Here is a 21,826-nt window from a genome sequence, read left to right on the forward strand (position 1 = left end):
CTCAACGGCCGCCCCCGCGAAACCCTGAACTGGCAGACTCCCGCACAAGCCCTCAACAACCACCTCGTTGCAACAGCTCTCTGAAACCGCCCGGTGTAGCACCCGCCAACTTTGGCCTCTCGACGGTTCAGGCGGGGGAGGCGCCGCCCTCCTTCTCGCCCGCGGCCTCGACGGCGTCCTCGCGTCTGCCGCGGCGGCGCTGCGACAGGGGCAGCAGCACCCACAGGCAGATCCCCAGCACGGCGAGCACGCCACCGATCCAGAACGCGACCGAGCTGCGCAGCAGGACGTCGAGGACGAGCACGACCCCGCCGACGATCCCGGTGCCGAGGAAGAACAGGCCCGTGCCGATCAGCGTGTCGGTGTGCCGCACCACCCAGTCCTTGAGCCCCTCGCGGAAGAGCATGCGGTGCATGGCGACCGGTGTCATGAACAGCAGCGTGCTCATCGCCATCGCCAGCAGCGTGACGACGTAGATGCCGCGCTGCAGGTGCGTCAGGCTCGTGAACCGCTGCTGGAAGGGGATGGTGAGCAGGAAGGCGAAGAGGATCTGCACACCGGTCTGGACGATGCGCAGCTCCTGCAGCTGCTCGTTGAAGTTCCGGTCGAGCCGCTGCGCCTCGCTCTCGTCCCGGGTGTATCCCTGCTCCCCGTCGCTCATGCCTGTCCCCTACCCGTCCGCGCCGCGGATGAGTGCACGTATGCCGCGTGGCCGGCGACGCGGCATACGTGCTCGGGTGACCGGCGGGTCACATGACGGAGGGCCCGGCACCGAGGAGGTGCCGGGCCCTGCATCACGTCGTCCGCCGCCCGCCGGCAAGCAGGCGACCGGACCGACCTCTCAGCCGGCGCTGACGCGGGCCTTGAGGGCGTCGAACTCGGCCCACAGCTCGGCGGGGAGCTGCTCGCCGAACTTGTCGAACCACTCCTGGATGAGGGGCAGCTCCTTCTCCCAGTCGGCGGCGTCGACCTTGAGGGCCTTGGCCACCTGCTCGGGCGTCATGTCGAGCCCGTCGACGTCGAGCGAGTCCTCGGTCGGCACGAACCCGATCGGGGTCTCGACGGCGTCGGCCACGCCCTCGAGGCGCTCGACGACCCACTTGAGGACCCGGCTGTTCTCGCCGAAGCCCGGCCAGAGGAAGGAGCCGTCCTCCTCGTCGCGACGGAACCAGTTGACCCCGAAGATGCGGGGGAGCTTGGACGCGTCCGCGCTCTTGCCGATCTCGAGCCAGTGGTTCATGTAGTCGCCGGCGTGGTAGCCGATGAAGGGCAGCATCGCCATCGGGTCGCGCCGCACGACGCCGACGGCGCCGGTCGCCGCGGCAGTCGTCTCGGACGAGAGCGTGGCGCCGATGAAGGTGCCGTGCGTCCAGTCGCGCGACTCGTAGACGAGCGGCACGGTCGTCTTGCGGCGGCCGCCGAACAGGATCGCCTCGATCGGCACGCCGTCGGGGTTGTCGTACTCCGGCGCGATCATCGGGCACTGCTTGGCCGGGGTGCAGAAGCGGCTGTTCGGGTGGGCCGCCTTGGTGCCCCTCTCGCCGTCGGCGGGCGTCCAGTCGTTGCCGAGCCAGTCGGTCAGGTGCGCCGGCGGCTCGTCGGTCATGCCCTCCCACCACACGTCGCCGTCGTCGGTCAGGGCGACGTTGGTGAAGACCGAGTTGCCCTTCTCGATGGTGGCCATCGCGTTGGGGTTGGTCGACTCACCCGTGCCGGGGGCGACGCCGAAGAGCCCGAACTCCGGGTTGACGGCATACAGCCGGCCGTCCTCACCGAAGCGCATCCAGGCGATGTCGTCGCCGACCATCTCGGCCTTCCAGCCCGGGATGGTCGGGGTGATCATCGCGAGGTTGGTCTTGCCGCAGGCCGACGGGAAGGCCGCCGCGACGTAGTGCACCGAGCCCTTCGGCGAGGTGAGCTTGAGGATGAGCATGTGCTCGGCCATCCAGCCCTCGTCGCGGGCCACCGCGGAGGCGATGCGCAGGGCGTAGCACTTCTTGCCGAGCAGCGCGTTGCCGCCGTAGCCCGAGCCGTAGCTCCAGATCATGCGCTCCTCGGGGAAGTGCACGATGTACTTGGTGTCGGAGCACGGCCACTTCACGTCCGCCTGGCCCTCGGCGAGCGGGGCGCCGACCGAGTGGAGAGCGGGGACGTATGCCGCGTCCGTCTCCTCGATCTTGTGCAGCACCGTGTCGCCGCAGCGCGCCATGACGAGCATCGAGACGGCGACGTAGGCGGAGTCGGTGATCTCGACACCGAACATCGGCGCCTTGGCGTCGAGGTGGCCCATGACGAACGGGATGACGTACATCGTGCGGCCCTGCATCGAGCCCCGGTAGAGCTCGGTCATCCGAGCCTTCATCTCGTCGGGCGCCATCCAGTTGTTGGTGGGGCCCGCGTCCTTCTCGTCGACGGAGCAGATGAAGGTCCGGTCCTCGACGCGCGCGACGTCGGTCGGGTCGCTCGCGCAGTAGAAGGAGTTCGGCTTCCTGCTCTCGTCGAGCCGCACGAACGTGCCGGCCTCGACGAGCTGGTCGGTCAGCTCGGTCCACTCCTCGGGGGAGCCGGTGATCCAGCGGATGTCGCGTGGCTGCGTCAGCTCGGCGACCTGCTCGACCCATGCGGCCAGGCCCGCATGCGTCGTGTGTGTCTGTTTCTCGTGGGTCGTGGTCAACTCGGGGCCCATCCCTTCGCGCGCGGTGCCGCCCGGCACCACGTCGTGCCGGTTCGAAGCTGCTCGGCAGGTGCACGCGGAGGAGCCCGAGTGGGGCTCGACGTGTCCACATGCTGAGCAGATGACGTGATGGCTTCAAGGTAGCCGCCACCCTCACTCCCTTTACCCGTCCGGCCGACGGAGCCCGGTGAGACGGCTCACACCAGCGCTCTGCCGCAAGCTTTTCGACAACGGACTGCCGGGTTCTTGCAGATCTTGCAGGCGCACTCAGTGCGGCACCGCCGGGGCGCTGGTGAGAGTGGGGCGGGTGCGGGCCGGAGTCGGTGGGGCGCGCCGCGTGGGCGCTGCGAGGAGCCGATTTCGTGGTTGCGCACCCGAGGCGCTAAGGTAACTTTTCGTTCCTCCCGGTGACGGAACGAGCACCCGTAGCTCAACGGATAGAGCATCTGACTACGGATCAGAAGGTTTGGGGTTCGAATCCCTACGGGTGCACTCTGTGTTGAGACAGAAGCAGCAGCCCCGACCGCCTCGTGCGGCCGGGGCTGTTCGCATCTGAGCCCCTCGTCAGGCGTCCGGATCTCGCCCGCAACAGGTGATGAGCGCCGCCCCGCCCCCGCCGCATCGTGGGTGGATCGGAGGTGCGGCACGTGCGGATCCGCCGCCGTGGCGAGCCCTCCCCGGCGGAAGGGTCGAGGCGATGGCCGACGTCGAGCTGGAGCGCAAGGAGGACCTCTCCGGTGGTGGACGCCGGTCGTGGTGGGCGCGGCTGGCCCTGCTCCTCGTGACCCTCGGGGTCGTCGGGCTGGCGGTCGCGGCCGCGACCCACGACGTGCGGCTGTTCCTGGCGGTGGCAGTCGTCGTGGTCGGCTTCTTCGCGGCCGGGTACTCGTTCCTGGCGTTCCGCGGCTGGCGGCGCACCCTGAGCCTGCTCGTTCTCCTGGTGCTCCCGGTGGGGCTGGTGCTGCTCGTCGCACTCAACGGCCTCGTGCTCCCCGTGCTGCTCTGCGTCGTGGTCTTCGCCCTCGCCGTCGGTGCCAGCCGGCTGGCGCTGATGCCCGAGGACGCGGGGGAGGGCATGCCCGAGCAGGCAGCGCCGCCGCCGCAGCACCCCTTCGTGATCATGAACCCGCGCTCGGGTGGCGGGAAGGTCGCCCGCTTCGACCTGCGCGCCAAGGCCGAGGCGCTGGGGGCGGAGGTGGCGATGCTCGAGGGGCCCGAGGTCATCGACGTCGCCGAGCTCGCTCGCCAGGCCGTTGCCCGTGGGGCCGACCTGCTCGGCGTGGCCGGGGGCGACGGTACCCAGGCCCTGGTCGCCGGAGTGGCCGCCGACCACGACGTGCCGCTGATGGTGATCAGCGCCGGCACGCGCAACCACTTCGCCCTCGACCTCGGGCTCGACCGCGAGGACCCCTCCACCTGCCTCGCAGCTTTGGGCGAGGACGCCGTCGAGCTGCGCGTCGACCTTGGCGTCATCGCCGGTCGGACGTTCGTCAACAACGCCTCGTTCGGCGCCTATGCCGCAGCGGTCCAGAGCCCCGGCTACCGCGAGGACAAGGCACGCACGACCCTGGAGGTGCTGCCCGACCTGCTCAGCGGCGCGTTGGGGCCGCACCTGCGCCTGGACGTCGACGGCATCGTCGTCGACCATCCGCAGGCGGTCCTCGTCAGCGACAACCCGTACGGCATGGGTGACCTGGCCGGGCTCGGGCGCCGCGCGCGACTGGACTCCGGGAGGCTGGGCGTCGTGTCGGTCCGGGCCGAGAGCCCCCGACAGGCGGTCGGGCTGATGCGCGGCGCCACGCAGCAGGGCCTCGTGGCCGTGACCGCTCCGGAAGCCGTCATCTCCGCGGAGGACCCGGAGATCCCGGTCGGCATCGACGGCGAGTCCGTCATGGTCCCCACACCCGTCCGGTGCAGCGTGCGCCCGAAGGCCCTGCGCGTCCGCGTCCCGAGGGACCGCCCGGGTGTGCCTCCCCGGCGCCCGACGTGGAACTGGGCCCAGCTGTGGCACCTCGCGTCCTTCTCACGTCGAGGAGCGCGGCGGTGATGGAGATCCCCCCGAGGCTCCGGCAGGCCGGCCGCGAGGTCATCGAGCTCGACCGCGCCGTCTACGCCGCCGTGCACGCCACGCCCACGCCGCAGATCGACCGTGCCCTGGCGCGCGTCTCGCGTGCCGCCGACCGGTCCGTGCTCTGGATGGGCGTCGCGGCGGCGATGGCCGCGACGGGCCCGCGGCGGCGCCGGGCGGCGATGCTCGGCATGGTGGCGGTCGGGGCCACCTCGGCCACCGTCAACCTCCTCGTGAAGCAGGGCCCGAAGCGCCGCCGCCCCTCGCTGGAGGGCTCGGTGCGCACTCACGGTGTCCGGATGCCCGCCTCGCACTCCTGGCCGTCGGGACACACGGCGTCGGCCTTCGCGTTCTCGACCGCGGCCGGGGCCGCGGCCCCCGAGCTGGACACGGCACTGCGACTCGCCGCGACGGTGGTCGCCTACTCCCGGGTGCACACCGGGGTGCACTACGCCGGCGACGTCATGGCCGGGGCCTTCATCGGCGCCAGCATGGGCTCGACGACCTTCCACCTGGCCCGGGCAGTGGCGCGTCGCCGCGCCGATGGCGGCTCCCGGTTCATCCACTCGGGGTGAGGCGTGCGGGCCGGCCCGCGCTCACGATGACAGCGTGCCACCCAACTCGTCTGCCCGGTCCGGAGCCGCGGTCGTGCTGACCCTGCTGGCCTCCGGCCAGTTCCTCATGACGCTCGACAGCTCCGTCATGAACGTCTCGATGGCCGTCGTCGCCAACGACCTCGGGACCACGATCAGCGGGATCCAGACGGCGATCACGCTCTACACCCTCGTCATGGCGACGCTGATGATCACCGGGGGCAAGGTGGGGACCATCCTGGGCCGCCGCAGGGCTTTCGGTGTGGGCCTGCTCGTCTACGGGGCGGGCTCGCTCACCACGGCCCTCTCTCCGAACCTCGGCGTCCTGCTCCTCGGCTGGTCCCTGCTCGAGGGCATCGGCGCAGCCCTGATCATGCCGGCGATCGTGGCGCTCGTGGCGGCCAACTTCCCCCGCGAACGGCGCTCCGCGGCATACGGCCTCGTCGCCGCGGCCGGCGCGATGGCCGTCGCCGCGGGACCTCTCATCGGCGGCGCCGTGACGACGTACTTCTCGTGGCGCTACGTCTTCGCGGGCGAGGTCGTCATCGTCCTCGTCATCCTCGCCTTCCTGCGCCGGATGGCCGACGTGCCGCCGGTGCCCGCCCGCGTCGACTATGTCGGCTCCCTGCTCTCGGTGCTCGGCCTCGGGTCGCTGGTCTTCGGCGTGCTTCGCACGGACGAGTGGGGCTGGGTGGTGCCCAAGCCGGGGGCTCCCTCGCTCTTCGGGGCCTCGCTGTCGATCTGGCTGATCCTGCTCGGCCTGCTCGTGGTCCTGCTCTTCCTGCGGTGGGAGAGCCGCCTGGTCGGCCGCGGTCGCGAGCCGCTGCTGCGGCCGGTCATGCTGCGCAACCGCGAGCTCACCGGTGGCCTGACGATGTTCTTCGCGCAGTACATGATCCAGGCCGGCACGTTCTTCGCGGTGCCGCTCTTCCTGTCGGTCGTGCTCCAGCTCGACGCCCTCCAGACCGGCGTGCGGATCCTTCCGCTGTCGTTCGCGCTGCTCGTGTCGGCGGCCGGCGTGCCGAAGGTCTGGCCCGCCGCCAACCCGCGACGGGTGGTCCGGGCCGGCCTCGTCCTCGTGCTGGCCGGTGAGCTGGTCCTCGTCGGCGGCATGGACCCCGGAGCCGACGCCGCGGTCGTCGCGATCCCGATGCTGCTCATCGGTCTCGGACTCGGCGCCCTCGCCTCCCAGCTCGGCAGCGTCACCGTCTCCGCCGTGCCCGACTCGGAGAGCGCCGAGGTCGGCGGCCTGCAGAACACCGGCACCAACCTCGGGGCCTCCCTGGGGACCGCGCTGGTCGGCTCGGTGCTGCTGGGCACGCTGACGGCGTCGGTCATCGCCGGCATCCAGGACAACCCCGCCGTCCCCGAGTCGGTCAAGACGCGGGCCTCGACCCAGCTCGTCAGCGGCGTGCCCTTCATCTCCGACGCACAGCTGAGCCAGGCCCTCGGAGAGGCGGGAGTCACGGGCACCACCGCCGACGCGATCATGCAGGTCAACGCCCAGGCCCGCCTCGACGCGCTCCGCAACGCCTTCGCCGTCACCGCCCTGCTGACGGCCGGCGCCCTCTTCTTCACCGGCCGCATCCCGCGCCTGGCGCCCGGCAGCGAGGAGGACGAGGACGGAACGGGGGACGAGAAGGCGGCCGCGGACCGCGACGAGGAGCCTGACCGGGGAGGGGACGCGGGGGTCACCGAGCCCGAGGCGAAGGGAGACGTCGTGCGGGAGCCGGCGACACGGCATACGCCCACATCGCTTGCGCAGGCGGGGGAGCGGCGGTTGGGTGAGGGAAGACCGTCCGACGCCGCCCGGGAGTAGCCCATGACCGCAGTGCAGACCCACCCGTCGACCGAGCTCGACCCGCGCCTCTCGCACACCCGGGGCGAGACCGAGCCGCCGCTGCTCGAGCAGACCATCGGTGACAACTTCGACGCCACCGCCGAGCGCTTCGGCGAGCGTGAGGCGCTCGTCGACGTCGCGCAGGGAAAGAGGTGGACGTATGCCGCACTGCGCGCCGACGTCGACCGGCTGGCCCGCGCGCTCCTGGCCTCGGGCGTGCGCAAGGGTGACCGGGTCGGCATCTGGGCGCCGAACTGCTCCGAGTGGACGCTCGTGCAGTACGCGACGGCCAAGATCGGCGCCATCCTCGTCAACATCAACCCGGCCTACCGGGCGCACGAGCTGCACTACGTCCTCGGGCAGGCGGGCATCTCGACGCTCGTGTCGGCAGAGTCGTTCAAGACGAGCGACTACCGGGGGATGGTCGAGGAGGTCCGCGACGAGATCGACTCGCTGGAGCGGGTCGTCTACATCGGCACGTCCGACTGGGACGAGCTGCTGGCCCGCGCCGACGAGGTCGGTGCCGAGGAGCTCGCGCGCGTGCAGTCGAGCCTGACCAACGACGAGCCGATCAACATCCAGTACACCTCGGGCACAACGGGATTCCCCAAGGGCGCGACGCTGAGCCACCGCAACATCCTCAACAACGGCTACATGGTCGGCGAGCTGTGCCGCTACACCGAGGCCGACCGCGTCTGCATCCCCGTGCCCTTCTACCACTGCTTCGGCATGGTGATGGGCAACCTCGCCTGCACCTCGCACGGGGCCTGCATGGTCATCCCGGCACCCGGCTTCGACCCTGCCGCGACGCTGCGTGCCACCCAGGACGAGAAGGTCACCTCGCTCTACGGGGTGCCGACGATGTTCATCGCCGAGTGGAACCTGCCCGACTTCGACTCGTACGACCTATCGACGGTGCGCACCGGCATCATGGCCGGATCCCCTTGTCCCGCAGAGCTGATGAAGAAGCTCATCGCCTCGGGCATCGAGGAGATGACGATCTGCTACGGCATGACCGAGACGTCCCCGGTGTCGACGCAGAACCGCACCGACGACACCTTCGAGCAGAAGGTCGGCACGGTCGGCCGGGTCGGGCCGCACCTCGAGATCAAGATCGTCGACCCGGCCACGGGCGAGACGCTCCCGCGCGGGCAGGCCGGCGAGTTCCTCACCAAGGGCTACTCGGTGATGCTCGGCTACTGGGAGCAGCCGGAGAAGACGGCCGAGGCCATCGAGGACGGCTGGATGCACACGGGCGACCTCGGCGTCATGCACGAGGACGGCTACGTCGAGATCACCGGACGCATCAAGGACATGGTGATCCGCGGCGGTGAGAACGTGTACCCGCGCGAGATCGAGGAGTTCCTCTACACCCACCCCGACATCCTCGACGCCCAGGTGATCGGCGTCCCGGACGAGAGGTACGGCGAGGAGCTGTGCGCGTGGATCCGGATGAAGGAGGGCGCGACCCCGCTCACGCCCGAGTCACTGCGCGAGTTCTGCTCGGGTCAGCTGGCGCACTACAAGATCCCGCGCTACGTCGAGATCGTCGAGGAGTTCCCGATGACGGTGACGGGCAAGATCCGCAAGGTCGAGATGCGCGAGACGACGGCGAAGAGGCTCGGACTGGCCTGAACCCGCGGAGTCCCCGCTCCTGCGGTGCTGCTCCACTCGCGACCGGGCACGGCGCGGGTGGCACCGGGGTGCCCCGGCGCACAGTAGGTTGCCGGGGACGTGGTCGCGAGGACTGCGTGGATCGTGAGGGGATGGCATGTCAGACGCAGGCAAGACGGCGCTGTGGATCGTGGTGGCGGTCGCGGTCGTCGCGGTGATCATCTGGTTGTTCGTCTCGACAGGACGACGCCGCGCCGCCGAGGCACGCCGCTTCGAGGCGAGTGAGCAGCGCGGCCGCGTCGCCCGTCGGGCCGACCTGCCTCCCGAGCCCCGCGTCCGCAACACCGCCCCGGCTGCGGCTGCGCCCGCGGCGCCGACTCCCGTGCGGCCGGCCACGCCGACGGCCCCGGACGCCCCTTCCGCTGCCGGTGCTCGGGAGGGCCGCGAGGCCCGCGATGCCCGGGACGTCCATGACTCCCGCGTGCTGTGGGACGTTCCCGAGGTGCGGGATGCCCCGACAGCGGTGCCGGTCGTCGAGGAGCAGACGCCGGAGCGGCCGCAGGAGCGGACGCCGGAGCAGGAGGCCGAGCAGCGGCGCCTTGCCGAGACGGTCGGCGCGGCCGGTGCGCTCGGCGGAGCCGGTGTGCTCGGCGCACCGGGGGTGGGCGCTGCCGCGGTCGTCGCCGCATCGTTCACGCACGAGGACGACGAGGACGAGGACGACCTGGCGGACGCCGAGAACCCCTTCGCCGCACCCGGGACGACGGCAGTGGGTACTGGGAATGCGACGACGCACCCCGAGGAGAGGTCCACGACCGTGACCGAGCACCCCGCACCCGAGACCGCCGACGCCGAGACCGCCGACACTGAGTCCGCCGACATCACGGCCGCCGACAACGCGACCACCGACGATGCGACCACCGACACCGAGGGCGCCGCGGGAGTCGACGCCGGCCGCACGACGGACAGCGCCCCCACGTCCGGCACCGCCACCCCCTCGGCAGAGGGCTCGGTGAAGCCCCCCGTGGCCACCATCGACGAGCCCCACCAGGTCGAGGTCCCGGCGCTCGCCGACCGCGACGACGTCATCGCCGAGGGCGGCACGCCGGCGGGTGACCCCGGCGACCACCGCGGACAGCCCTGGGCGACGACCCCCGGCCAGCACGGACCCGGCGACAGCGAGGAGCCGGCCGACGAGGGCCTCGACGTCGACATGGCGCCGCACTCGCACGCCAGCGATGACGTCGACGAGACCGCCGAGGCGGTCGAGCCTGGCGGCGACGCCCCGCGCCGGGAGGAGGCCGAGCCGGCGTCCGACGCCGCGGCCGCAGCGTTCCCGGACGAGGACGACACCACAAGCAGTCACGAGACGGCCGGCGAGAGCGACTCGGCAGGACGTCAGGAAGCCGGCAGCCGGCGTACGTCCAGCTTCGACGAGGTCGTCGACGGCGGCTTCGGGCTCGGCTCGGCCGCCCCGATCGCCGACGGCGCGCAGCCCATGGGCCATGCGGTCAAAGCCACTCGCGACAGCCGGACCTTCGTGGCACCCGGCGACGCCGGCTACGACGACGTCGAGCCCGACGTGTGGTTCTACAACGAGGACGCCGCCCGCCGCGCGGGCTTCAACCGTCAGGGGGAGTGACCCGGTCTGAGGTGCCCGCGCCACCGGGAAACCGGGGCGCGGGCACTCGAGCGGCGCAAATAGACTGGCCCGCATGGTCTCCCCGCTCGTCGCGCTCACGCCCAAGGTCCAGTCCGCGATCGCCGCCGCTCTCGGCGACGAGTTCCGCGACGCGGACCCGGTGCTGCGCCCGTCGCAGTTCGCCGACGTGCAGGTCAACGCCGCGCTCGCGCTCGCGAAGAAGGTTGGTATGCCGCCGCGGGAGGTCGCCGCGAGGATCGTCGACGCCCTCGACCTCGACGGCGTGTGCGACACGGTCGAGGTGAGCGGCCCCGGATTCATCAACCTGACCTTCGCCGACGCCTGGCTCGCCTCGCTCCTGCAGGACGTCGAGGCCGACGAGCGCAACGGCGTGCCGCTGCAGCAGTCGGAGAACATCCCGATCGACTACTCCGCGCCCAACGTCGCGAAGGAGATGCACGTCGGGCACCTGCGCACGACGATCGTCGGCGACTCGCTGGCTCGCACGCTGGAGCACCTGGGCCACAACGTGATCCGGCAGAACCACATCGGCGACTGGGGCACGCCCTTCGGCATGCTCATCGAGCACCTCCTCGAGGTGGGCGAGGACTCGCCCGAGGCCGAGCTGCTCGTCACCAACCCCAACGCCTTCTACCAGGCCGCCCGCACGAAGTTCGACACCGCCGAGAAGGCCGAGCCGCACGGCAGCGCCGGCGACTTCGACGTGCGCTCGCGGGCGCGGGTCGTCAAGCTGCAGGCCGGCGACCCCGAGACGCTCAAGCACTGGCACGACCTCGTCGGGATGTCCAAGGCGTACTTCAACAAGGTCTACTCGACGCTCGGGGTCACCTTGACCGACGACGACCTGGCCGGCGAGTCGACCTACAACGACCACCTCGCGGCCATCTGCGACGAGCTCGAGAGCAAGGGCCTCGCGACGATGTCCGACGGCGCGCTCTGCGTGTTCCTCGAGGGCTACACCGGCCGGGAGGGCAAGCCGGTGCCGCTCATCATCCGCAAGTCCGACGGCGGCTACAACTACGGCACCACCGACCTGGCGACGATCCGCTACCGGGTGTCCACGCTGGGCGCCCACCGGGTGCTCTACGTCGTCGGCGCGCCGCAGGCTCTGCACTTCAGCATGGTCTGGGAGACCGCCCGCCGGGCGGGGTGGCTCCCCGACGACGTCAAGCCGGTCCACGTGCAGATCGGCAACGTGCTCGGCGAGGACCGCAAGATCCTGCGCACCCGCTCCGGCGCGTCCCTGCGCCTCATGGCCCTGCTCGAGGAGGCCGTGGACAAGGCGCAGGCCCTCATCGACGCCAACCGGCCCGACCTCGACGACGCCACCCGCGCCACGATCGCCCGCCAGATCGGCATCGGCGCCGTGAAGTATGCCGACCTGTCCGTCGCGCACGACAGCGAGTACGTCTTCGACCTCGACCGCATGGTGGCGCTCACCGGCAACACCGGCCCCTACCTGCAGTACGTCGTGGCCCGGATCCGCTCGATCTTCCGCCAGGTGGGCCTCGACCCGACGGCGCAGCACGCGCCCCTGCTGCTCGGAGAGACGCACGAGCGGGCCCTCGGCCTGCACCTGCTCGGGTTCGGCGACGTGGTCGCCGAGGTCGGCGCCACCTATGAGCCGCACCGGCTCGCGGCATACCTCTTCGAGCTGGCGCAGGCGTTCTCCGCCTTCTACGAGAACTGCCCGGTGCTCAAGGCCGAGCGCGACGAGGTCAAGGAGTCGCGCCTGACGCTGTGCGCGCTCACCCTGCGGGTCATGACGAGTGGTCTCGACATGCTGGGGCTGGAGTCACCCGACCAGATGTGATTCACCCGTTGAGGATGATGCCGGGTCTGAGGCTCGCGGCGACGCTGAGGTGAGCACGCCCGAGCGGGCGCTGCCCTACGAGAAAGGCGCCCCGACATGTCGTTCTGGGACATCATCTGGTTCATCATCGTCTTCTTCGCCTTCACCGCCTACCTCATGGCGCTGTTCTGGATCCTGACCGACCTCTTCCGCGACAAGGGCCTCTCGGGCTGGTTCAAGGCGATCTGGGTCGTGTGCCTCGTCGTCTTCCCGCTCGTCACCGCGCTCGTCTACCTGATCGCCCGCGGCCGGGGCATGAGCGAGCGCTCTGCCGCGCAGTACGAGCAGGCTCGGCAGGCCCAGGACGAGTACATCCGGTCCGTCGCCACCAGCAACGGCTCGGGGTCCGGGGCGGAGCAGATCGCCAAGGCCAAGGAGCTGCTGGACTCGGGCGCCATCACCCCCGACGAGTTCACTGCCCTGAAGCAGAAGGCCCTGGCCGCCTGAGCCGCCGGAGAGGACACTTCGATGACGTCCGCACCCGCCGACAGCCTCGCCAGGAGCTCGCAGGCCCGCACCGAGCGCGTCGCCCACGCGACCGAACGTATGCCGTTGCCTGCGCACGCGCAGCTCGTGTCGTGGCCGGAGCGCGATGCCCTGGCGATACTCGAGGAGCAGGGCCGCAGCCGCGTCCCGGAGCTGCTGCCCGTGCGCTACGGCCGGATGGTGGCCTCGCCGTTCGCGTTCTACCGCGGGGCGGCCGCGGTGATGGCGGCCGACCTGGCGGCGAGCGGCAGCTCCGAGCTGACTGCCCAGCTGTGCGGTGACGCGCACGTCTCCAACTTCGGCTTCTTCGGCACGCCGGAGCGCAAGCAGGTCTTCGACCTCAACGACTTCGACGAGACCTGGCCGGGGCCGTTCGAGTGGGACGTGAAGCGGCTCGCGGCCAGCCTCGAGATCGCCGGCCGCGAGAACGGGCTGCGTCGCAAGGAGCGGCGCGCCCTGACGGTCGCGGCGGTCCGCTCCTACCGGCAGTCCATGGCCGAGTTCGCCGGGCAGTCGGCGCTCGAGGTCTGGTACGCCCGCGCCGAGCTGCAGCCGGGGCTGCCGCGCCTGATGAAGGCGTTGCCGAAGTCGGCGAGGGCGACCACTCGGAAGGTCGTCAGCAAGTCGCGGGGCAAGGACGCCGCCCACGCGGTGGCGAAGCTGACGACGCCGGAGTTCGGGCAGCGGCGGTTCGTCAGCGACCCGCCGATCCTCGTGCCCCTGCGTGAGCTGGCGCCGGAGCTGGCCGGCGACCTGAGGAAGCTGCTCGACGAGCTGCTCGGGCAGTACCGCGCGAGCCTCCAGCCGGATCGTCGGGTGCTGATCGACCGCTTCCAGGTGGTCGACATGGCCCGCAAGGCGGTGGGCGTCGGGTCGGTGGGAACCCGCGCCTGGCTCCTGCTGCTCGTGGACGAGCTGGCCAACCCGCTCCTGCTGCAGGCGAAGGAGGCGGCCGAGTCGGTGCTGGCCGCCCACCTGCCGTGGCCGGCGCTCGACAACCAGGGCCGGCGCGTCGTCGAGGGCCAGCGCCTGATGCAGGCGAGCAGCGACATCCTTCTCGGGTGGCAGCACGTGACCGGGCTCGACGGGGTGGGGCGCGACTTCTACGTGCGGCAGTTCCGCGACTGGAAGGGCGGCTACGAGATCGAGACCCTCGACGCCGTGACGCTGGGACTGCTCGGCCAGATGTGTGCGTGGACCCTGGCCCGGGCACATGCCCGCTCCGGTGATCCACGGGATATCGCCTCCTATCTGCGCACCCCGCCGGGGCCCGCCGCCCCGGACGGTGCGTCCGACGGGCCCGGGGCCGAGTTCGACGAGGCGGTGGCCGACTTCGCGGGCGCCTACGCCGACCAGAACGAACGGGACCATGCCGCGCTCGCGGCAGCGGTGGAGTCCGGGCGGTTGCCGGCGACGACGGACCTCTGAGGACGCGGGGCCCTCGGCGGCAGCGCGAGGTGCCCTGTGGATGGCGGCAGCGGGGCACCCGGGCGGCTGCCTAGGTTCGAGACGTCCGAACCCACAGGGGAGAAGAAGATGAGCCATCAGCCGCCCGAGCGACCCGCCGTCCCGACCGCACCCGCCCACGTGCCGTATGCCCTGATCAGCCGTCCGCCCACCGTCGCCACACCCGCGCCGGCACAGAGGCCGAGCGGCCTCACGGCCGACGGCAACGTCGTCAGGGTGCAGCCGTGGCGCGGCTCCACCCCGGTGCTCGCCCGCGCCGCTCAGGGCCTGCTGGTCCTCCTGGCGTTCGGCAGCCTCCCGCTCGCCCTGCTGGAGTCCAGAGTGGACCGGCTCCTCGCCGGGCGGGAACCCGCTCAGGTTGACCTCGTCGAGGCGGTCGGCCTCGTCCGCATCGCTGAGGACCTCACGTGGGTGCGCAGCAGGGTCGCCGTCGTCACCGCGGTCGTCCTGCTCGTCTGGCTGCACCAGGTGTGGACCTCCGACCGCTCCGCGCACAACGTCTACACCCGCGGCACCAGCCTCGCCGTGGGGGGCTGGCTCATCCCCGTCGCCAACCTCGTGCTCGCCCCCAACGCGCTGCGCGACCTGTGGCACGGCACCGAGCGGGCTCGTGACGGCATCTTCGACGGGCCCGTCGACCGCAGCACGCCGAGGCTCGTGTCCGCGTGGTGGGTGGCCTGGTGCCTGCTGTTCGTGGGTCTGGTCGGAGGCTGGCTGACGGGCGTCGGCGCAGACCTCACGACCCGGGGCGACCTGGTGACGGTCCTTCGCGCCGGCCTCCGGTTCGACATCTTCACGTGCGTCGCCTTTCTGGCCTCGGGCGTCCTCCTGGCCTGCATCGTCGGGAGGATCACGAGCTTCACGCGCCGCTGAGCCGTTGGGCCGACGTTCGGCACCGGAGACGGGCCGCACGTGGCGGCGTCATTTGTGTGACGTGCCGAGCGGTGGGCCACCGAACCGGCCGGTCGTGCCCTAGGTTCGGGGCACCAGCGCCCACCCAGCGAAGGAGCCCAGCGTGCAGATCGGTGTCCCTCGTGAGACTCGGCCCCGCGAGACGCGCGTCGCCGCGACCCCCAAGACCGTCGAGCAGCTCGTCGCCCTGGGCTACGACGTCGTGATCGAGAGCGGGGCCGGCGAGGCCGCGAGCTTCTCCGACGAGGCGTATGCCGTCGCGGGCGCCCGCGTGGTCACCGCCCCGGAGGCGTGGGGCTCGCCTGTCGTCCACAAGGTCAACGCTCCCTCGGACGAGGAGATCGGCCTGCTGCACCCGGGCGCCGTCCTCGTCTCGCTCCTGGCACCGGCACTCAACCCGCAGCTCGTCGAGAAGCTGCGGGCCGCCGGGGTCACCGCCATGGCGATGGACGCCGTACCTCGCATCAGCCGCGCCCAGTCCCTCGACGTGCTGTCCTCGATGGCCAACATCGCGGGCTACCGGGCCGTGGTCGAGGCCGCCCACCGGTTCGGGTCCTTCTTCACCGGGCAGGTCACGGCAGCAGGCAAGGTACCGCCGGCCAAGGTGCTCGTCGCCGGCGCGGGCGTGGCCGGGCTCGCCGCCATCGGGACCGCGCGTTCCCTCGGGGCCATCGTCCGCGCCACCGACGCCCGCGCCGAGGTCGCCGAGCAGGTCGAGTCGATGGGAGCCGAGTTCCTCGCGGTGCAGCTGCCCGAGGTCGACGCCGCTGACTCGTCGAGCGACGGCTACGCCAGGGAGATGGGCGAGGAGTACGACCGTCGCGCAGCCGAGCTCTACGCAGCGCAGACCCCGGACGTCGACATCATCGTCACGACGGCGCTGATCCCGGGCCGACCCGCCCCCCGACTCATCACCGCGGCGATGGTCGCCTCGATGAAGTCGGGCTCCGTCATCGTGGACATGGCGGCCGCCAACGGCGGCAACGTCGAGGGGTCCGTGGCCGACGAGGCCGTCGTCACCGACAACGGCGTGACGATCATCGGCTACACCGACCTCGCGGCGCGGCTCCCGACGCAGGCGTCGCAGCTCTACGCCACCAACCTCGTCAACCTCATGAAGCTGCTGACGCCCGGCAAGGACGGGCAGCTCGTCCTCGACTTCGACGACGTCGTCCAGCGCAACATGACCGTGGCCCGCGACGGCGAGCTGCTCTGGCCCCCGCCCGCCATCCAGGTGAGCGCGGCCCCGGTGGCCAAGCAGCCGGCATACGGCACGGAGGCGGCGAAGCAACCCGAGCGACAACGCGACCCGCGCCGCAGGTACGTCGGGATGGCGGTCGCCGCCGTCGTCTTCGCTGCCGTGGCAGCGGTCTCGCCCACCAGCTTCCTCGGACACTTCACCGTCTTCGCGCTCGCCGTCGTGATCGGCTACTACGTCATCGGCAACGTGCACCACGCGCTGCACACGCCGCTGATGTCGGTGACCAACGCGATCAGCGGGATCATCCTCGTGGGCGCGCTGCTCCAGCTCGGAGCGGCGAGCACGTCGGTGGGCAGCGACGTGGTGATCATCGTGCTGGCCTTCGTCGCGACGCTGATCGCGAGCATCAACATCTTCGGTGGCTTCACCGTGACCCGCCGCATGCTCACGATGTTCAGGAAGGGCTGAGCCGTGGTCGACGTCAGCACCTCGCTCATCCAGGCCGCCTACATCGTCGCGGCGCTGCTGTTCATCATGTCGCTCGCCGGCCTGTCCCGGCACGAGACGGCCAAGGACGGCAACGTCCTCGGGATGGTGGGCATGGCCGTCGCGCTCGTCGCGACCCTCTGGCTGGCACTGCGGCACGCGCCGTGGGGCAACGTCGTGGCCGTGTTCGTGGCCATGGCGATCGGCGCGGCCATCGGCATCTGGCGCGCGCGCCGCGTTGAGATGACCGGCATGCCCGAGCTGATCGCGATGCTGCACTCGTTCGTCGGCGCGGCCGCGGTGCTCGTCGGGGTCAACACGTTCCTCGCCTCACACGGCGCCGGCGACTCCGTGCACCTCGTGGAGATCTTCCTCGGCGTTTTCATCGGCGCGGTGACGTTCACCGGCTCGATCGTGGCCTTCCTCAAGCTGTCGGCCCGCATCTCGAGCCGGCCGCTGATGCTGCCGGCGCGGCACTGGCTCAACCTCGCTGCGCTCGTCGTCTCCGCCGGGCTGCTCGTGTGGTTCGTGGCGGCCCACTCGATGGTGCCGCTGCTCGTGATGACCGCCATCGCCCTCGCCTTCGGCTGGCACCTCGTGGCCTCCATCGGCGGTGGCGACATGCCGGTCGTCGTGTCGATGCTCAACAGCTACTCGGGCTGGGCGGCCGCTGCGGCCGGCTTCATGCTCGGCAACGACCTGCTGATCGTCACCGGTGCGCTCGTCGGGTCCTCCGGTGCCTACCTGTCCTACATCATGTGCAAGGCGATGAACCGCTCGTTCGTCTCGGTCATCGCCGGCGGGTTCGGCTCCGACGGTGCGGTGTCCGACTCCGACGTCGACTACGGCGAGCACCGGGAGACCACGGCCGCCGAGGTGGCCGAGCTGCTCGAGAACGCCTCGTCGGTCGTCATCACCCCCGGCTACGGGATGGCCGTGGCGCAGGCGCAGTATCCCGTCGCCGACCTCACCGCGAAGCTGCGGGAGCGCGGGGTCAACGTGCGCTTCGGCATCCACCCGGTAGCCGGACGACTGCCCGGTCACATGAACGTCCTGCTCGCCGAGGCGAAGGTGCCCTACGACATCGTGCTCGAGATGGACGAGATCAACGACGACTTCCCCGACACGGACGTCGTGCTCGTCATCGGCGCGAACGACACGGTCAACCCCGCGGCCGCCGAGGACCCGAGCTCGCCGATCGCCGGCATGCCCGTGCTGGAGGTGTGGAAGGCCCGGCAGGTGATCGTCTTCAAGCGGTCGATGGCCGCGGGCTACGCGGGGGTCCAGAACCCACTCTTCTTCCGCGACAACTCGGCCATGCTCTTCGGCGACGCCAAGGAGCGCGTCCAGGACATCATCAAGGCCCTCTGAGCCCAGCCCCGCCGCCCAGCGCAAGCCCCTCCCGCCGCCTTCGCTGCGACTCCCTCCCGCGTCTTCCACCGAACGCAGCGTTCGATCTCGAACGCGGTGTTAGAACACTGAGTTCGCGATCGAACGCTGCGTTCGGTCAGGGGATTGGGGGGCGGGGGGGTCAGGCTGCTGCAGCCCGCGAGTCGCGGATGCTCGCTTCGACGCGAGCACGCACCAACGCTGGCTTCGCCAGGTCGGCGCGGGTGAGGCGAACGACGAAGTACCCGAGGCGCCGAAGCTCGTCCTCACGAAGCTTCTCCTGGAAGTTGGCGCGGGCCGCATCCGGGTTCGAATCGGGGTCGTACTTCACCCTTCCGTCGAACTCTATGAGGACGCGGGTGCCGTCGATGCGGAAGTCGGCGTGGAAGACCCGGCCGGGTCGCTCCAGCCTGGCCACCTCGAACTGGGGGCTGAAGGAGTAGCCGAGCCCACGCAGCGCCTGTGCAGTCAGTGTCTCGCCCGGTGACTCGTGCCGACCGTCGCACCAGGGGATGGCGGCCTTCGCGCGGGTGACACCGCGCTGGCCGTGCAGGGCACGCGCCGCGGCGGCCAGGCCCGCGGGCGTGATGAGTGACAGGTGCAGACAGTGGTCGGCCGCGACCAGCATCCCGGTCTGGCTCCGCAGCCCCATCTGCACGACGGCGAGGGCGAGATCCACGGTCGTACTCGTGTGGACCAGGCCGGGGTCGTCGAGAAGTTCGTGGATGTGGACGCGGCTGAACGCGCGGAACTTCCTGTCTGGATCCCGCCACATGAGGTGCACCGTTCCCCAGTCGATGTCCTCGTCCGGCAGGTCGAGGAGAGCGACCACGGAGCAGTGCGAGGCCATGACCTGGTCGCCGTACTCCTCGAGCAGGGCCATGACCCGTAGCCGGTGCCGGTGCTTGTCGCTTGCAGGTCGCTCGACGGAGTACCAGCCCCGGTGCAGTGGGTGACATCTGCCTTGGGCAACGAGACTGCGCAGCAGCGCACCGCTGATGCCGCTGGCGCGCGCAGCGGCAGCCGAGAAGACTCCGGAAGGAGCGAGACGGCGCAGGTCCATCGGACCATCGTGACGGCATACGCCACCTCGGCGCTGGGCGCCTGTGGACAACGCTCGCCAGGTACGACCGAACGCGGCGTTCGGTCTCGAAAGCGGTGTTAGAACACTGAGTTCGAGACCGAACGCCGCGTTCGGTGAGAAAAGCGGGGGCGGTCAGCGTTCGGCGATGACCTCGGGGGCCTCTTCGGCCTCGGGCTCGCCGATGCCCCTGCCGACGTTGCTGTGGGTGCGGGAGTAGGTGAAGTAGATGAGGAAGCCCAGCGCCATCCAGACGACGAAGCGGATCCACGTCTCGACCGACAGGTTGAGCACCAGGTAGAAGCACGCGAGGGCCGAGAGCCATGGGACGACCGGGTTGCCCGGCACCCGGAACGAGCGCTTGAGGTCCGGTCGGCGCTTGCGGAGGATCGGCACGGCGAGCGAGACGAGCATGAATGCCGTCAGCGTGCCGATGTTGACCATCTCCTCGAGCTTGCCGATGGGCGTGAGCGAGGCGATGAGCGCGACGACCGTGCCGATGATCAGCGTGAGCTTGACCGGGGTGCCGGTGCGGGCGCTGGTGCGCCCCAGGCTTCGGGGGATGAGGTTGTCGCGGCTCATCGCGAAGGTCACGCGGGTGGCCCCGATCATCAGGGTCATCACGACGGTGGTCAGACCGGCGACGGCGCCGGCCGAGATGAGCGTCGCGAACCCGTCCTTGCCGACCTGGGTGAAGGCCGTCGCGAGGGCGGCCTTGGGATCGATGTCCTTGTAGTTCTGCATGCCGGTGATCACGAGGGTGACGGCGACGTAGAGGATCGTGCAGATCGCGAGCGAGCCGAGGATCCCGCGCGGCAGGTCGCGCTGCGGGTTGCGGGCCTCCTCCGCCGTGGTGGCGACGACGTCGAAGCCGATGTAGGCGAAGAAGACGATCGCGGCACCGGCCATGATGCCCATCACCCCGTACGTGGCGGGCGTCATCCCGCTGATGAGCTGGATCAGCGGCGTCGTGAGCCCCTCGGCGGCCTTGCCCGGCTCGCTCGGCGGGATGAACGGCGACCAGTTCGCGGTGTTGATGTAGGAGATGCCGGCGAAGATCACGAACAGGACGATGAAGAGCTTGACGCCGACCAGCACGAGGTTGACCCGCATCGACTCCTTGATGCCCTTGGCGATGAGCAGGGTGAGGACGGCGACGAGCAGGAAGGCGGGCAGGTCGAAGGACGAACCGGGCCCCACGGAATCGGGCCACTTGATCCCCAGTTGTCCGAGGAACGTCACGAGGTACTGCGACCACCCCTGGGCGACCACGCTCGCGCCGAGCATCAGCTCGAGGAGCAGGTCCCAGCCGATGATCCACGCGATGAGCTCACCGAGCGTCGCGTAGGAGAACGTGTACGCCGAGCCGGAGATCGGCACCGTGGAGGCGAATTCGGCGTAGCAGAGGGCGGCGAGGCCGCAGACGATGGCGCCGACCACGAACGACAGCGCGATCGACGGGCCCGCGTAGTCCTTGGCAGCCCTTCCGGTGAGCGTGAAGATACCGGCGCCGATGATGACGCCGATGCCGAAGACCGTGAGGTCCAGGGCGCTGAGTGTTCTCTTGAGCTTGTGGTCGGCCTCGTCGGCCGACGCCATCGATGCCTCGACGGACTTCGTGCGGAACACGCTCATGATGCCCTCCGTGCAGGTCGGGTGACTGGCGGATCATCACAAACTAGCGGGGAGCGTCACCGGCGGCGACCCCTGCCCGTCACTCGTCGGACATGTCCCTCTCATCGGTCGGCCAGATCGGACCGGTGTCGGCACCGCGACGTCGCCTCTTGAGCTCCCGGCTCTCGTAGACGGTCTCGGGCCTGCCGTCCTGCTGCCGCCCGCGTGACCCGCCGGGGCGCTGGACGGGCATCGCCCGGGAGTACGAGTCGAGCCGGTCGGTGACGGGGTTGCGGACGCTCACGTCGGGGAAGTCCGTCTCCAGCGCCGGGACCTCGAAGTCCTCGTCGCCGGGCGGCGGGACGATGTGGAAGATCTCGGCGCAGATGTCCCGGTAGGTCCGGTCCGGGTTGGGGACCCACTTCACCTCGCGCAGGGCCTGGTCCTGTCCGGCGCTCTCGAGCACGAACTTGCCGTAGCCGAGGAACTGGCCCGGGATGGACCGGACATAGCTCATGTCGGTCACCTTGAGCAGCGGCATCATCGCGACCTTGTGCGTGACGAGCCCGTAGCGCAGCAGCAGCCGCTTGTCGGTGGCGACGAACCAGTTGTGGCTCCAGTCGACGAGGCACCACACGAGCCGTGCCAGCAGGGCGAGAAAGAGCCACCAGAACGCGGTGCCGACCAGCTGGGTCGACTTCGTGACGTTGGAGTCGACCCAGATCGCGGCGATGAACCCGAGGGTGGTCGTCGCGACCGGCTCGGCGAGCTTGGCCCAGTGCGCACGGACCGCGGTGACGAGCCGTTCGCCCGGCAGCAGGATCGGGGCCAGCCCCGCCGGGACCTCCGTGCTCCTGAGCAGCGCCATGACCTTGAGTCTGCTCGC

General features: G+C 70.6%; 16 protein-coding genes and 1 tRNA gene. 12 read left to right on the forward strand and 5 right to left on the reverse strand.

What is annotated here, in order from left to right:
* Positions 1-127 precede the first annotated feature (127 nt).
* Positions 128-661, reverse strand: a complete 534-nt coding sequence (locus tag AB0316_RS12505) for a DUF6328 family protein (protein ID WP_366273349.1) — start codon at positions 659-661, stop codon at positions 128-130.
* 180 nt (positions 662-841) lie between these two features.
* Positions 842-2,686 carry a phosphoenolpyruvate carboxykinase (GTP) gene (locus tag AB0316_RS12510; RefSeq protein ID WP_366273350.1) on the reverse strand — a complete coding sequence of 615 codons (1,845 nt, stop codon included), beginning with the start codon at positions 2,684-2,686 and terminating at the stop codon, positions 842-844.
* Between the two features lie 407 nt (positions 2,687-3,093).
* On the opposite strand from AB0316_RS12510, the gene AB0316_RS12515 reads away from it, so the two are divergent.
* The 12 genes from AB0316_RS12515 (at position 3,094) to pntB (ending at position 18,227) form a co-directional block, all read left to right on the forward strand.
* Positions 3,094-3,166: transfer RNA gene (locus AB0316_RS12515), tRNA-Arg, on the forward strand.
* Between the two features lie 205 nt (positions 3,167-3,371).
* Complete coding sequence (locus tag AB0316_RS12520; protein WP_366273351.1) at positions 3,372-4,721, forward strand: diacylglycerol kinase family protein; 1,350 nt, start codon at positions 3,372-3,374, stop codon at positions 4,719-4,721.
* Positions 4,721-5,317 (forward strand): phosphatase PAP2 family protein, encoded by a 597-nt coding sequence (locus tag AB0316_RS12525; RefSeq protein ID WP_366273752.1) that lies wholly within the window; start codon positions 4,721-4,723, stop codon positions 5,315-5,317. The genes AB0316_RS12520 and AB0316_RS12525 overlap by 1 nt, the downstream gene beginning before the upstream one ends.
* A 34-nt stretch (positions 5,318-5,351) precedes the next feature.
* Positions 5,352-7,154, forward strand: coding sequence for an MFS transporter (locus AB0316_RS12530; protein ID WP_366273352.1), 1,803 nt, complete (start codon positions 5,352-5,354; stop codon positions 7,152-7,154).
* Positions 7,155-7,157: 3 nt separating this feature from the next.
* Positions 7,158-8,810 (forward strand): AMP-binding protein, encoded by a 1,653-nt coding sequence (locus AB0316_RS12535; protein ID WP_366273353.1) that lies wholly within the window; start codon positions 7,158-7,160, stop codon positions 8,808-8,810.
* Positions 8,811-8,946: 136 nt separating this feature from the next.
* Positions 8,947-10,431 (forward strand): hypothetical protein, encoded by a 1,485-nt coding sequence (locus tag AB0316_RS12540; protein ID WP_366273354.1) that lies wholly within the window; start codon positions 8,947-8,949, stop codon positions 10,429-10,431.
* A gap of 73 nt (positions 10,432-10,504) precedes the next feature.
* Positions 10,505-12,265, forward strand: coding sequence for an arginine--tRNA ligase (gene argS, locus AB0316_RS12545; protein ID WP_366273355.1), 1,761 nt, complete (start codon positions 10,505-10,507; stop codon positions 12,263-12,265).
* A 96-nt stretch (positions 12,266-12,361) separates the two neighbouring features.
* Positions 12,362-12,751 (forward strand): SHOCT domain-containing protein, encoded by a 390-nt coding sequence (locus AB0316_RS12550; RefSeq protein ID WP_366273356.1) that lies wholly within the window; start codon positions 12,362-12,364, stop codon positions 12,749-12,751.
* Between the two features lie 21 nt (positions 12,752-12,772).
* The gene (locus AB0316_RS12555) at positions 12,773-14,218 is read left to right on the forward strand and encodes a DUF2252 domain-containing protein (protein ID WP_366273357.1); all 1,446 of its coding nucleotides are present in this window, start codon (positions 12,773-12,775) and stop codon (positions 14,216-14,218) included.
* A 108-nt stretch (positions 14,219-14,326) separates the two neighbouring features.
* Positions 14,327-15,130 carry a DUF4328 domain-containing protein gene (locus AB0316_RS12560; RefSeq protein WP_366273358.1) on the forward strand — a complete coding sequence of 268 codons (804 nt, stop codon included), beginning with the start codon at positions 14,327-14,329 and terminating at the stop codon, positions 15,128-15,130.
* A 142-nt stretch (positions 15,131-15,272) separates the two neighbouring features.
* A complete protein-coding gene (locus AB0316_RS12565) occupies positions 15,273-16,838 on the forward strand; it encodes a Re/Si-specific NAD(P)(+) transhydrogenase subunit alpha (protein ID WP_366273359.1) in 1,566 nt (521 codons plus the stop codon).
* Between the two features lie 3 nt (positions 16,839-16,841).
* Complete coding sequence (pntB, locus tag AB0316_RS12570; protein ID WP_366273360.1) at positions 16,842-18,227, forward strand: Re/Si-specific NAD(P)(+) transhydrogenase subunit beta; 1,386 nt, start codon at positions 16,842-16,844, stop codon at positions 18,225-18,227.
* Between the two features lie 160 nt (positions 18,228-18,387).
* Here pntB and AB0316_RS12575 read toward each other — a convergent pair whose 3' ends face one another.
* The 3 genes from AB0316_RS12575 to AB0316_RS12585 form a co-directional block, all read right to left on the reverse strand.
* Positions 18,388-19,308: a hypothetical protein gene (locus tag AB0316_RS12575; RefSeq protein WP_366273361.1), complete on the reverse strand. Its 921-nt coding sequence runs from the start codon at positions 19,306-19,308 to the stop codon at positions 18,388-18,390.
* Between the two features lie 153 nt (positions 19,309-19,461).
* A complete protein-coding gene (locus tag AB0316_RS12580; protein ID WP_366273362.1) occupies positions 19,462-20,961 on the reverse strand; it encodes an amino acid permease in 1,500 nt (499 codons plus the stop codon).
* Between the two features lie 79 nt (positions 20,962-21,040).
* Positions 21,041-21,808, reverse strand: a complete 768-nt coding sequence (locus AB0316_RS12585; RefSeq protein WP_366273363.1) for a PH domain-containing protein — start codon at positions 21,806-21,808, stop codon at positions 21,041-21,043.
* Between the last annotated feature and the right edge of the window lie 18 nt (positions 21,809-21,826).

Origin of the sequence: Terrabacter sp. NPDC080008, from assembly GCF_040702505.1 — a bacterium.
Lineage (GTDB): Bacteria > Actinomycetota > Actinomycetes > Actinomycetales > Dermatophilaceae > Terrabacter.